Raw genomic sequence first — 12,747 nt, forward strand, 5'->3', positions numbered from 1 at the left:
TACGACGAGGGCCGGGCACCTGCGCGGTGCCCGGCCCTGCGTGCCGGTCGCTGCCGGCCGTGACGGCTCGGCGAGCCGTGTCAGCCCTCGACCGAGCCCACGACGTCGTCGTGCTGCTCGAGCCACGCGGCGACACCGGCCGCCGGGTCGTCGGGGTTGTCGTTGACGACAGAGCTCTCGAGCGCGCCGTACTGCTCGTCGTCGAGGTGGATGCCGCCGATCCACTCGGCGACCTCCGGGAACTCCTCGGCGAAGCCGTCGGTCGCGAGGAAGTGCAGGCCCTCGGCCTCGCCCAGCGCGCCCTCCGGGTCCTCCAGGTCGCGCACCGGGTAGGTGGCGTTCGCCCAGAACGGCCGCCACAGCGTGACGACGATCTCCTCCTCGGCCGAGACCGCGCTCTCCAGCTCGGCGAGCATCGCCTGGGTCGACGACGTCGCGAGCGTGAAGCCGGCCTCGTCGAGACCGTAGGTCGGGATGACGCTCTCCTGCGTCACCTCGGTCAGACCGGCGCCGGGCTCGATGCCGACGATCCGGCCGCCGAGCTCGTCGACGTGGTCGGGGAGCTCGGCGATCGAGGTGATCTCGCTGTACTCCGGCACCGCGAAGGTCAGCTTCGCGTTGTCGTAGTAGGTGGCGAGGTCCTCGATCTGGTCCCCGTACTCCTCCATGTAGGAGGCGTGGGTGACCTCCGGCCACGCCGACGGGTAGATGTCGACGTCACCCTGCGCGAGGGCCGTGTACAGCACACCGGCCTCGGTGAGCTCCTGGTGCTCGACCGTGTAGCCGGCCTCCTCGAGCTTGGCCTCGAGCAGGTAGGCGGTGCTCAGGCCGTCGGTCCACGACGGGATGTAGCCGAGCGTGATCGTGCCCTTGTCGCCACCGCCCTCGGCGGCGGAGGTCTCGTCGGTGCCGTCGCCGTCGGCGGACGGGTTGTCGGGGTTGCACGCGGCGAGCGTGAGCCCGAGCGCGGCGGCCGCGCCCAGCGCGACCACCTGACGGCGGCCGAACATCCTGCGGGACATGGGTACTCCTTCTCTCCAGGCGGTGCCTGGTTCGACGGTGGGTGGTCTGGTCAGTGGACGGGCTCGGGCGCGCCGGTGGCCTCCGGCTCCGCGGTGCCCGTCCGCTGCGGTGCGTCGGTGACGGCGCCGCCTGCGGTGCTGCCCGCACCGGCCGTGCTGCTCGCCTCGGCCGCGACGGCGGCCTGCGCGGCACGCCGGCGACGACCGCGCAGGCGCGAGGCGAGCGAGTGCGGCGTCGGCTGCCCGACGGCGCCGGTCAGCCGGTCGAGGACGATCGCCAGGATGACGATCGAGAGCCCGGCCTCGAAGCCCTGCGCGACGTCGACGCGGCTGAAGGCGCTGGTCACCGACTGGCCGAGGCCCGGTGCGCCGACGAAGCCGGCGATGACGACCATCGACAGCGCGAGCATGATCACCTGGTTGACGCCGGCCATGATCGTCGGCAGCCCCAGCGGCAGCTGGATGCCGCGCAGGATCTGCCACGGTGTGCCGCCGAACGCCTCGCCCGCCTCGACGGTCTCGGCGTCGACCTGGCGGATGGCCAGCTCGGTGAGCCGGATGCCCGGTGCGATCGCGAACACCACGGTCGCGACGATCCCCGGTGCGTAGCCGATGCTGAAGAAGATGACGACCGGCACGAGGTAGACCAGAGACGGGATCGTCTGCAGGAAGTCGAGCACCGGCCGCAGCACCACGCTCACGGCCGAGCTCTTGGCGGCGAGGATGCCGAGCGGGATCCCGATGACGAGCGCGACGAGGGTCGCGACGAGCACCATCGACAGCGTCTGGACCGTCTGGGTCCACAGGCCCATGCTCATCGTCAGCACGAGCCCGACGAGCGCGAACGCGGCGAACCACAGCGAGCGCACCCAGGCGGCCAGCAGCGCGACGAGCAGGGCCACGAGCAGCGGGTGGAGCAGCAGCACGACGTCGGTGATCGTCGTCGCGGCGGTGTTGAACGTGCTCTGGATGCCCGCGAGCAGGCCGGGCAGGTGAGCCTTGATCCAGGCCACGAGCGCCGCGGCGCCGGACCCGAGCGGGATCTGCGGGAGCCAGCTCATCGGGCACCTCCCTGGGTGTCGGTGGCGGCGTCGGGCTCGGGTGCGTCGGTCTCGTGCCCGGAGCCGTTCGGGTCGGCGAGGGCGCTGAGCAGCGTCACACGCGGGATCAGCCCGACGAGCACACCGGCGTCGTCGACGACGGCGAGCGGCGACCGGGTGGCGGCCGCGTCGGCGAGCAGGTCGGCGAGCTGGGTGTCGGGCCCGACCGTGGTCACCTCACGTGCCGACAGCCGCGGCAGCGCCTCGGCGCCGCGCCGGATGGCCTCGGCGACGTCGTCCTCGTGGACGACGCCCAGGACCCGCCGGTCGCGGCTCACGACCAGCAGCGACGACGTCTGGTGCTCCCGCATCAGGCGGTGCGCCGTGCGCGGCCCGGCCTCGGGGCCGATGACGGCGACCGGGCGCTCCATGACCGAGCTCGCGGTCAGCACCCGGGCGCGGTCGACCTCGGCGACGAACTGGGCGACGTAGTCGTTCGCGGGGTCGGTGAGAATGTCCTCGGGGGTGCCGACCTGCACGATCCGACCGGCGCGCATCATCGCGATGCGGTCGCCCAGGCGCATCGCCTCGTTGAGGTCGTGCGTGATGAAGACGATCGTCATGCCGAGCTTGGACTGCAGCTCGAGCAGCTGGTCCTGCATCTCCTTGCGGATCAGCGGGTCGAGCGCGCTGAACGCCTCGTCCATGAGCAGGATGTCGGTGCCTGCGGCGAGCGCACGGGCCAGCCCGACGCGCTGCCGCATGCCGCCCGACAGCTCCGAGGGCAGCGAGGCACCCCAGCCGGCGAGCCCGACCATGCCGAGGGCCTCCTCGGCACGCTGCAGCCGCTCGGCCTTGCGGACGCCGCGCAGCTCCAGGGCGTAGGCGGCGTTCTCGAGCACCGTGCGGTGCGGCAGCAGCGCGAAGTGCTGGAACACCATCGAGACCCGGGAGCGGCGCACCTCGCGCAGCTGCGCGGCCGAGGCACCGGAGACCAGCGCGTCGCCGATCTCGACGGTGCCCGCGGTGGGCTCCAGCAGGCCGTTGAGGGTGCGGATCAGGGTCGACTTCCCCGACCCCGACAGCCCCATGACGACGAAGATCTCGCCGGGGTGCACCTCGAAGCTGGCATCGATGACTGCTGCGGTCGTCCCCTGCGGGAGGTCGTCGCGCGAGGCGCCCTCCTGCAGGCGGCGCACCGCCTCGGGAGCCCCCCGCCCGAAGACCTTGTACAGGCCCTCGACGCGCAGCGCGTGGGTGGCTGGAGCCTCGGACGGCTCGGCCACGGTTCGGATGGTCTCGGTCACGTGTCCTGTGCCTCGCGGCACCTGTGCGTGCACGGCGAGGTCTTTGGGTTACGGTCCGGGCCACCGGGGCGGGTCGTGCCGAGCGCCACGCCTTGGGCGCCACCCCGGGTGCCGTACGCCCGCCATCCCCCCGGTGGCGGCCGCGGCCTGGGCTTGACGTCCCCGTTGCCAGCAGGCGTCCAGGGACCGTCAAGCACCGTAGCAAGGTACAACGGTGGGCGCACCCGCCCGATCCGTGGGCCAACCTCCGAGGATCCGCATGCTGGTGCGGATCGTGCGCGGTCCTCGCCGAGAGCGAACGTTAGCGAATCGTGACCCAGCACTCACCGAGCGATGGCTCGGCCGTGAGGTGGTTGTGACCTAGGTCTCGGCGGAGGTGCGCTCGACGAAGGTCGTACCGCGACCGGTGCGGGCGCCCAACGAGATCCCGCTCGGCGGCGTCGGAGGCAGCCCGCGGGAGCGGCGCCGGCGCGCGATCAGCTCGTCGATGCCCCGCGTGCGGCGCGGGCTGGCGAGCGCGTCGAGGCGGCGCTGGAGCATGGGCGTCTCGACGATGCGGCGCGTCGCCGCCGGCGAGAACCCCAGGCCCGACAGGAAACGCTGCTCGGAGCGGTTGCCGCTCAGCGGCTGCGTGACGACGTGGCTGCCACCGCTCTCGGCGGCGACGTGGGCGACCAGGGACATCAGCGAGCGGCCGACGCCGCGGCGCCGGTGGGCCGGGTCGACGAACAGCGCCTCCAGCTGGAGGTAGGCGACGTCGGCGAACAGGTTGACGTCGACGTGCTGCGTGAGGGCCACGCCCACGACGTCGTCGGCGACCTCGGCGACGAGCAGGGCGGCGCCCGGCATCGTGCACCACACGGTCACCTGCTCCCCCAGCGAGGAGGAGTCGGGGCTGCACAGCTGGGGCCCGAGCGGTGAGTCCGCACGGGCCATCCGAAGAAGCTCCACGACCCGTGGCAGGTCGTCGGGGCGGGCAAGCCTGGCTGTCGCGCCGTGCCGCACGCGTCGCTCCCTTCCGGTCTCGGTCCAGCGTGGTCCCTGGGACACCTTACGCATGGAAACCGTGTCGCGTACGGTTCTCAGCCCTCGCTGCGACCGACCTGGTCGATGACGGCGTCGGCGACCTCGCGCATCGTGAGGCGGCGGTCCATCGACGTCTTCTGGATCCAGCGGAACGCCTCGGGCTCGGTCAGGCCCATGCGGGTCATGAGCAGTCCCTTGGCGCGGTCGACGCGCTTGCGGGTCTCGAAGCGGTCGGTGAGGTCGGCGACCTCGGCCTCGAGCGCGACGATCTCGCGGTGGCGGTGCAGCGCGATCTCGAGCGCCGGCAGCAGGTCGGCGGGCGTGAACGGCTTGACGACGTAGGCCATCGCGCCGGCGTCGCGCGCCCGCTCGACGAGCTCGGTCTGGGAGAAGGCGGTGAGCAGCACGACCGGGGCGATCCGGGCCTTGGTGATGCGCTCGGCGGCGGTGATGCCGTCGAGGACGGGCATCTTGACGTCCATGACGACGACGTCGGGCTCGAGGTCGGTGGCGAGCTTGACGGCGGTCTCGCCGTCGCCGGCCTCGCCGATGACGTCGTAGCCGGCCTCGTTGAGGGTCTCGACGACGTCCATCCGGATGAGGGGCTCGTCCTCGGCGACGACCACGGTGCGGCGCTCGCCGGCGCCGGTGGGCGCGGGCGCGTCCTCGGCCTGGCGGGCGTGGTCGAGGTCGAGGACCACGTCGTCGGCGGGCGTCCTGGGCTGCTTACCGTTCGCTTCTGTCACGGGGGTAGCGTAGTGCTCCGTCGCGTCGACGCAGGTGAGACCGACGTCACTGTGCCCCGATAGCCCAACCGGCAGAGGCAATCGGCTCAAACCCGATCCAGTGTGGGTTCGAATCCCACTCGGGGCACCGAGCGCCAGCGAGGTGCCCCGAGCGGGATGACGGGAGCCGGAACGGCGTGCGAGGAACGAGCACGACGAGACGGCGGCTCCCACTCGGGGCACCGAGCGCCAGCGAGGTGCCCCGAGCGGGATGACGGGAGCCGGAACGGCGTGCGAGGAACGAGCACGACGAGACGGCGGCTCCCACTCGGGGCAGCAGCCGACCAGTGCGCCAGCGAGGAGCCCCGCGCGGGATGACGGGAGCCAGCGCCGCGTGCGAGGAACGAGCACGACGAGACGGCGGCTCCCACTCGGGGCAGCAGCCGACCAGTGCGCCAGCGAGGAGCCCCGCGCGGGATGACGGGAGCCAGCGCCGCGTGCGAGAACGAGCACGACGAGACGCCGGCTCCCACTCGGGGCGCGCGCTCCTGCCGACCCGCCGGTGACGCGCCCCGGAGCGAGGACGGCCCCCACGCGCGCACCAGGCCGCGCTCGCTAGCGGCGCGCCTCGTCCTCGACGGTCTCCGACGCCTCGTCGGCCGTGGTCTTCGTCACGTCACCGTCCGCCGCGTCCGCCGCGTCCGACCCGTCCGCCGCGTCGGTCGCGTCGCCGCTGGCCTCCGCCTCGGCCGGCTCGGTGGCCGCCGCGGGCTCCTGCACGAGCGCGCTGAGGGCGGCACCGGAGACCCCGCCGCCGATCGTCGCGAGCATCTGCCGCACGTTGGACAGCTGCGCGGTGATCGCCTCGCGCTGGCTGGCGGCGGCGGCGAGCTCGCGGTCGGACTCGCGCTTGATCTTCTCGGCCGTCTCGCGGGCCTCGCGGACGAGCCGCTCGGCCTCGGCGCGTGCGCCGTCGAGCAGCTGCTGCGCCTCGCGCTCGGAGTCGGCCTTGCGCTCCTCGGCCTCCTTCTCGATCGCGGCGAGCCGCTCCTCGGCCGCCGCGAGCTTCTGGTCGTGCTGAGCGAGCGCGCGGGCGAACTCGGCGGACGCCTGCTCGCGCCGCTCGGCGAGCGTGGTCTCGAACTCGGTCGCGGCGGCCGCGGCCTTGGCGCGCTGCCGCTCGAACACGGCCTCCGCCTCCTCGCGGCGCGCGGCGGCCTCGCGGTCGGCGACGTCGAGGATCTCGTCGGCGCGGCGCTGCGCGTCCGCGAGCCGCTTCGCGACCTCGGCGTCGGTGCGCGAGATCGACTCGTCGGCGTGCGCACGCGCCTGCGCGACCTGACGCTCGGCCTTCTCCTGCGCGTCGCGCAGCAGGGCGTCGGCGTCGGCCTGGGCGCTGCTGCGCAGCTCCTCGGCCTCCTCCTGCGCGAGGCTGAGGATCCGGCCGATCCGTTCCCCCAGGTCGGCGTAGGAGGGCGCGCTGGCCGTCTGCTCCTCGGCGGTCGCCTCGAGCTCGGCGACGCGGGCCTGCAGCCGCTCGAGCTCCTGGGCGGTCTGGCCGCGCTGGGCGCGCTCGCGCTCCAGCTCCACGGTCCGCTCGGCCACCGCCTGCCGGGCGGCCTCGGCCGCCTCCTTCAGAGAGGTGACGTACCGGTCCACCTCGGTCGGCTCGTAGCCGCGCAGAACGGTGCGGAACGTGGCGTCAGACATTCGTTGCTCCTCGGGAGGACGGGTCCGCCGTTTCGGGGACGGACAGGGCTTCGATCACGCCGGCGAGCTCTCCGAGCTCCTCGGCGATGGCTTCACGACGGCGGCGCAGCTCGGCGACCTCGGCACGGGCCTCCTCGAGGATGCGGGTGGCCTCCTCGCGCATCTGCTGGGCGTCTTGCCGTGCGGTGTCGAGCAGCTCGACGGCCTCGGCGCGCGCACGCGCGGTCTCGGCATAGGTCTGCTGCTGCAGCGCCTCCAGGTCGGCGGCGGCGCGCTCGCGCACCATGCGCGCGCCGTCGGCGGCGTCGGCGAGCCGCTGCTCGGCGCGGCGCACCTGGGCGTCGGCCTCGGCCTGCGCCCGGGCGAGCACCGCCTCGGCCTCCTGCTCGGCGCGCTCCCGGGTGGCGGCAGCGTCCTCATCGGCGACCCGCACCAGGGCGAGCGCCCGTGCCTCGGCGTCCTCGGCCGCGGCCCGCGTCTCGGTGAGCTGCTGCCGCATGCGGTGCGAGGAGCGCGCGAGGATGACCGACAGACGGGTGCGGACCCGGCGCGCGTGCGCGGCGAGGTCGGCGGCGGAGCGGCGCCGCATGGCATCGACCTCGGCGTGCGCACCGGCGAGCAGGCCGGCGACCGTGCTCTGCGCCCACGCGAGGTGCTGCTCGGCCTCCGCGATCGTCGTGCGGGCCTCCTCGCGCGCCTGCGCCAGCAGCTCGTCCCGCTCCTGGGTGGCGTCGGCGAGCAGCTGTTCCGCACGCTCCGTGTGCTCGGCCAGCACGGCCTCGGCGGCGGTGACGAGCTTCTCGCGGGTCGCCTCGGCCTCGCCCCGGATCAGGGCCGCCTCGGCCTCGGCCTCCTCGCGGCGGTGCTGCACGCTGCTGACGGTCGCCTGCGCCCAGGCCTCCACCTCGGCGCGGTAGCGCGCGATCTCCTCGTCGTTGTCCCGTACCTGCTGCGCGAGCCGCTGCTCGGTCTCGGCGCGCAGCCGGTCGCGCTCGCCCTCGGCCTGCGTGAGCAGCTGCTCCGCGCGCGCACGGGCGTCCTCGACCAGCCGCGCGGCCTCCTCGCGGGCGGCGGTCACCGCAGCCGCGGCGGTCCGCTCCGCCGTCGCGGTCACGACGGCTGCCTGGTCGGCGGCGTCGTTCAGCGCCTGCCCGGCGTCCTCGCGGGCGGCCGCGAGCTCGCGCGCCGCGGCCTGCCGGTCCTGCTCGGCCTCGCGCCGCGCGGTCTCGATCGCCTGTGTGGCCTCCTGCTGCGCCTGCCGCTCGGCGGCGAGCCGCTCGGCGTGCGCGCGCGCCTCCGCCTCCGCCTCGGCGCGCAGCCTGTCGGCGTGCTCCTGGGCCGTGCGGAGGATCTCGACGGTGTGACGGTGGACGTCACCGACGTCCCCCGAGCCCGCGGATGGCACCACCACGCCCGCCATCGTAGTCGCGGGCTCCTCCGGTGCCCACCGCCCGGTGGTCGTCGCTCATGGCTCAGATCTGACCGACGGGCTCGCGCTTCTCCGCCTGGAACTGGTCCTCCACGCGACCGCGGGCCCAGTAGGCCGAGATCGAGAGCCTGCCGCGGTCGATGCAGCGCTCGTCGGTCAGGTGGCGACGCAGCAGCTTGACCGCGCCGCGCTCCCCGTGGACGAACGCCTGGACGTCGCCGCCGCGCCAGGGCAGGGCCCGCACCGCCTCGACGAGCGCCTCCTCGTCCGCGCCGTGCACCCAGGTGACCTCGAGACCGTCGGGCCGGGCGAGGTCCACGACGTCGGACGGGCTCTCGACCTGCACCACCGCGTGCCCGACGGCGTCGGCCGGCAACGCCTCGAGGGCGGCCGCGATCGCCGGCAGCGCGGCGAGGTCGCCGACGAGCAGGTGCCAGTCCGCGGTGGGGTCGGGGGCGTACGCCCCGCCCGGGCCGCTGAGGACCAGCCGGTCGCCGGGCCGCGCACGGTCGGCCCACGGGCCCGCGAGACCGTCGTCGCCGTGCAGCACGAAGTCGATGGCGAGCTGCTGCGCGGCCTCGTCGACCCAGCGCACCGTGTAGGTGCGTGGCCGCGGCAGCGCCTCGGGACGGTCGCGGCGCAGCGCCTCCAGGTCGTACGGCGGCTCGAGCCCGGCGGCGGGATCGGCGAACAACAGCTTCACGTAGCGGTCGGTGAACGCGTTGTTCTGGAAGGACGCGAAGCCCGGGCCGCCCGCGACGACGCGCACGAGGTGCGGGCCGAGACGCTCGGTGCGGAGCACCTCGAGCACCGTCTGCGGACGGCGTCCCCGCCCGCGCGCTGGCTGCGTCATGTCCCCTCCGATCGGGTCAGCAGCCTAGCCGCCGTCGCGCGGCCGACCGAGCCGCGGCCAGAGTCCGGACGCTGGTCAGCCGACGGCGAGGCTCGCCACGAGGTCGTCGCAGCCGCGCTCGATCACCTCGCGGTCACCGTCCGGCGTCCACTGGCAGTACAGGTGCAGCAGCTGGTCGGAGCTGAACAGCCACCAGCCGGCATAGGAGTAGCGGTCGAGACCGATGTCCTGCCGGATGGCGGGGTGCCCGGCCAGCTCGGTCGTGCGCGCCTCCGACAGCGGTTCGGCGCCGATCTGCTCGCGGTAGCGCGCGAGCTTCTCCTCGACGGCGGCGATTGGCACCCGCCCGCACTCGTCGGCGAGGTCGCCCCAGTCGATGTCGACGTAGACGACGACCTGCACGACGTTGAGCGAGGGCAGCACCGGGTCGGTGGGCACCGCGTACCAGGTCGAGTGGATCCGCTCGACCGGGTTGTCCTCGACGTAGGACGTCGAGACCTCGAAGCCGGGCGGCGTCGCCCACGTCGCCGTCGTCAGGTCGAGGTCCGCGAGCTGCAGCTCCTGGTCCTTGCCGTCGTCGGCGCCGCACTCGAGCAGCCACGAGGGGATCTCGGTGGGTGTCGAGCCCGTGCCGGGGGCCGACGTCGACGCCGTCGGGTCGGATCCCGGTCCGGCGCCCGGGTCGGCGCCGGGCACGCAGCCGGCCAGCGCGGCCGCGAGCAGCAGCGCGCCGCTCGCGACGCGAGCGGCCTCACGCACCAGGCACCTGCACCGACGCCACGAGCTCGTCGCACCCGCTCGTGATCGTCGCCCGGTAGGAGTCGGAGGTCCACTGGCAGTACACGTGCAGCAGCTGGTCGGAGCTGAACAGCCAGTAGCCGACGTAGTCGTAGGAGGCGAGCCCCACCTCCTGGGTGACCGCAGGCAGGCCCGACACCTCGGTCATCGTCGCCTCGCCCATCGGGGTGGCGCCGATCTGGTCGCGGTAGCGCGCGAGCTTCTCCTCGACCGCCGCGAGCGGCACCCGGCCGCACCCGTCGGCCAGGTCGCCCCAGTCGACGTCGGTGTAGAGCACGACGTTGACGACGTTGAGGCTCGGCAGCGGCGGGTCGGCCGGCTCCGCCACCCAGATGCTGTGCAGCGTCTCGACCGGGTTGTCCTCGACGTAACCGCTCGCGCGCTGGAAGCCGGCGGGCATCGCCCAGGTCGCCTGCGTGAGGTCGAGGGTGCTCAGCTGCAGCTCGTCGCGCTCGTCGTCCGAGGAGCCGCACTCCAGCAGCCACGACGGGATCTCGCTCGGCATGGTCGCGGGCTCGCCGGGCGACGACGTCGCGACGTCGTCGGGCTCCTCGTCCCCGGTGCCCGGCAGCATCCCGCAGCCCGCGAGCAGCACAGCGAGCACCGCGCACGCGAGCAGCCGGGCGCTACGCACCCGGCGCCTCGAACGAGGCCAGCAGCTCCTCGCAGCCGGCGAGCACGCGCTCCTGCTCCGCCTCCGAGGTCCACTGGCAGTACAGGTGGACCATCTGGTCGCGCCCGAACACCCAGTAGCCGCGGTAGGAGTAGTCGGGCAGCTCCAGGTCCTGGCGCAGCGCCGGCAGGCCCGCGAGCTCGACCTGCTCCACCTCGGTGAGCGGCTGCGCACCGTTGACCTCGTGGTAGCCGGCGAGCCGCTCGTCGACCGCGCTGATCGGCACCCGGCCGCACTCGTCCGCGTCGCCGCTCCAGTCCATCCGCCCGTACACCACGACCGTGAGGACGTTCAGCGGCACCGGGTCCTCCTCGGGCTCGGCGGCCCAGAACGACTCGATGTGCTCGACCGGCAGGTCCTCGCTGTAGGCGAAGGTCTCGACGAACCCCGACGGCATCTCCCAGGTGACCTGGGTCAGGTCGACCTCGGAGAGCTGCAGCGTCGGGTCGGCGCCGGCGGGGTCGCCGCACTCCAGCAGCGCCGCGTCGATCGGCGTCGGCCGCTCCGCGGCGCTGCCGGAGCCGTCGGCCCCCTCACCGCCGCCGGTCGCGTCGCCGTCGCTGCTGCACCCGGCCAGCGCCAGGACCAGCCCGGCAGCGGCCAGCGCCGTCGCCCGTCGTCTCCCCATGCGCAGAGTTCTAACACAGCCCGGCGGGCGCCCCGCGGCGCGCCGATGGGCAGGAGGACCCGTCAGGAGTGGACGATCTGGTCCCCGATGGCGTGCAGCCGGATCGAGTTCGTGCTGCCCGCGACGCCCGGCGGCAGGCCCGCCACGACGACGACCGGGTCGCCGACGTCGGCCAGCCCGCTGGTCTGCAGCACCTGGTCCATCTGGGCGATCATGTCGTCGGTGTGCTTGACCTGCTCGACGATGAACGCCTGCACGCCCCACGTGAGCGCGAGCTGGTTGCGCACCGCCTCCAGGGGCGTGAACGCCAGCAGCGGGATCGCCGAGCGCAGCCGCGCCATGCGGCGCGCGCTGTCGCCCGACTGCGTGAAGCACGCGACGTAACGGACCTCGAGCGACTCCGCGATCTGCTTGGCCGCGCGGGTCATGACACCGCCACGGGTGTGCGGCGGCGCCGTCACGCGCGTCACCCGCTCCAGGCCGTGCTCCTCGGTGTTCTCGATGATCCGCGCCATCGTGCGGACGCACTCGACCGGGTAGTCGCCCACGCTGGTCTCGCCCGAGAGCATGACCGCGTCGGCGCCGTCGAGGACGGCGTTGGCGCAGTCGGACGCCTCGGCGCGCGTCGGGCGCGGCGCCGAGATCATCGACTCGAGCACCTGGGTGGCGACGATGACCGGCTTGGCGTTGCGCTGCGCGAGCTCGATCGCGGTCTTCTGGACCAGCGGCACCTCCTCGAGCGGCAGCTCGACGCCGAGGTCGCCGCGGGCGACCATGATGCCGTCGAAGGCGTCGATGATCTCCGAGAGGTTCTCGACGGCCTGCGGCTTCTCGATCTTGGCGATGACCGGGACGGTCACGCCCTCCTCGTCCATGATCGCCGCGACGTCGTCGTAGTCGCGCGCCGATCGCACGAACGACAGCGCGATGAAGTCGACCCCGAGCCGCAGCGCCCAGCGCAGGTCCTCGGCGTCCTTCTCGCTCAGCGCCGGCACGTTCACCGCGACACCGGGCAGGTTGAGGCCCTTGTTGTTCGACACCGGGCCGGGGACCTCGACGCGCGTGACCACGCGCGGGCCCTCGACCGAGACCACCCGCACCGCGACGCGACCGTCGTCGATGAGGATGACGTCGCCGGGGTTGACGTCGTCCGGCAGCCCCTTGAACGTCGTCGACACCAGCTCCTTGGTGCCAGGGACGTCCTCGGTGGTGATCGTGAAGGTGTCGCCCTCGGCGAGCTCGTGACGGCCCTCGACGAATCGACCGAGGCGGATCTTCGGGCCCTGGAGGTCGACGAGCACGGCGACCGCACGGCCGGAGGCGGCCGCCGCCGCCCGCACGCGCTCGATGACGACGGCGTGCTGGTCCGCGTCACCGTGGCTGCGGTTGATCCGCGCCACATCCATGCCGGCGTCCACGAGAGCCTGGATCATCTCCGTGCTCTCGGTCGCCGGGCCCAGCGTGCAGACGATCTTGGCTCTACGCATGCATCAACCCTAAGAGAAAGTAGGTAACGAGGAAGTCGGTGGAACTGGT

Annotated in this window: 12 protein-coding genes and 1 tRNA gene; 1 reads left to right on the plus strand and 12 read right to left on the minus strand. The window is 73.6% G+C overall.

All coding sequences use genetic code 11. The annotated features are described in order from the left end of the window. Window positions 1-80: 80 nt before the first annotated feature. The 5 genes from GPA02_RS00480 to GPA02_RS00500 all read right to left on the minus strand — a co-directional run bounded on the left by GPA02_RS00480 (window position 81) and on the right by GPA02_RS00500 (window position 5,096). Window positions 81-1,022: a glycine betaine ABC transporter substrate-binding protein gene (locus GPA02_RS00480; protein WP_204986451.1), complete on the minus strand. Its 942-nt coding sequence runs from the start codon at window positions 1,020-1,022 to the stop codon at window positions 81-83. A 50-nt stretch (window positions 1,023-1,072) separates the two neighbouring features. Next, window positions 1,073-2,083, minus strand: a complete 1,011-nt coding sequence (locus GPA02_RS00485) for an ABC transporter permease (protein ID WP_156197886.1) — start codon at window positions 2,081-2,083, stop codon at window positions 1,073-1,075. Then, entirely contained in the window at window positions 2,080-3,348 is a 1,269-nt protein-coding gene (locus GPA02_RS00490; protein WP_240133798.1) for a quaternary amine ABC transporter ATP-binding protein, read from the minus strand. Before GPA02_RS00490 ends, GPA02_RS00485 begins: the two co-directional genes overlap by 4 nt. A gap of 381 nt (window positions 3,349-3,729) precedes the next feature. Further along, on the minus strand, window positions 3,730-4,305 hold the full coding sequence (locus GPA02_RS00495; RefSeq protein ID WP_162457661.1) for a GNAT family N-acetyltransferase: 576 nt from the start codon (window positions 4,303-4,305) through the stop codon (window positions 3,730-3,732). A gap of 146 nt (window positions 4,306-4,451) precedes the next feature. Next, window positions 4,452-5,096, minus strand: coding sequence for an ANTAR domain-containing response regulator (locus GPA02_RS00500; RefSeq protein WP_414635317.1), 645 nt, complete (start codon window positions 5,094-5,096; stop codon window positions 4,452-4,454). Window positions 5,097-5,194: 98 nt separating this feature from the next. On the opposite strand from GPA02_RS00500, the gene GPA02_RS00505 reads away from it, so the two are divergent. Next, window positions 5,195-5,268, plus strand: a tRNA-Leu gene (locus GPA02_RS00505). A gap of 467 nt (window positions 5,269-5,735) precedes the next feature. On the opposite strand, the gene GPA02_RS00510 is transcribed toward GPA02_RS00505, so the two are convergent. The 7 genes from GPA02_RS00510 to pyk all read right to left on the minus strand — a co-directional run bounded on the left by GPA02_RS00510 (window position 5,736) and on the right by pyk (window position 12,698). Then, the gene (locus tag GPA02_RS00510; RefSeq protein ID WP_156197890.1) at window positions 5,736-6,830 is read right to left on the minus strand and encodes a DivIVA domain-containing protein; all 1,095 of its coding nucleotides are present in this window, start codon (window positions 6,828-6,830) and stop codon (window positions 5,736-5,738) included. Continuing rightward, entirely contained in the window at window positions 6,823-8,241 is a 1,419-nt protein-coding gene (locus GPA02_RS00515; protein WP_156197891.1) for a coiled-coil domain-containing protein, read from the minus strand. The genes GPA02_RS00510 and GPA02_RS00515 overlap by 8 nt, the downstream gene beginning before the upstream one ends. 61 nt (window positions 8,242-8,302) lie before the next feature. Beyond that, window positions 8,303-9,112: a siderophore-interacting protein gene (locus GPA02_RS00520; protein WP_156197892.1), complete on the minus strand. Its 810-nt coding sequence runs from the start codon at window positions 9,110-9,112 to the stop codon at window positions 8,303-8,305. 75 nt (window positions 9,113-9,187) lie between these two features. Next, a complete protein-coding gene (locus GPA02_RS00525; RefSeq protein ID WP_156197893.1) occupies window positions 9,188-9,871 on the minus strand; it encodes a hypothetical protein in 684 nt (227 codons plus the stop codon). After that, entirely contained in the window at window positions 9,864-10,544 is a 681-nt protein-coding gene (locus GPA02_RS00530; RefSeq protein WP_156197894.1) for a hypothetical protein, read from the minus strand. The genes GPA02_RS00525 and GPA02_RS00530 overlap by 8 nt, the downstream gene beginning before the upstream one ends. Continuing rightward, window positions 10,537-11,211 carry a hypothetical protein gene (locus GPA02_RS00535; protein WP_156197895.1) on the minus strand — a complete coding sequence of 225 codons (675 nt, stop codon included), beginning with the start codon at window positions 11,209-11,211 and terminating at the stop codon, window positions 10,537-10,539. Before GPA02_RS00535 ends, GPA02_RS00530 begins: the two co-directional genes overlap by 8 nt. Window positions 11,212-11,273: 62 nt before the next feature. Further along, window positions 11,274-12,698 carry a pyruvate kinase gene (gene pyk / locus GPA02_RS00540; RefSeq protein WP_156197896.1) on the minus strand — a complete coding sequence of 475 codons (1,425 nt, stop codon included), beginning with the start codon at window positions 12,696-12,698 and terminating at the stop codon, window positions 11,274-11,276. Window positions 12,699-12,747: the final 49 nt, after the last annotated feature.

Origin of the sequence: Actinotalea caeni, assembly GCF_009733795.1 — a bacterium.
Lineage (GTDB): Bacteria > Actinomycetota > Actinomycetes > Actinomycetales > Beutenbergiaceae > Pseudactinotalea > Pseudactinotalea caeni.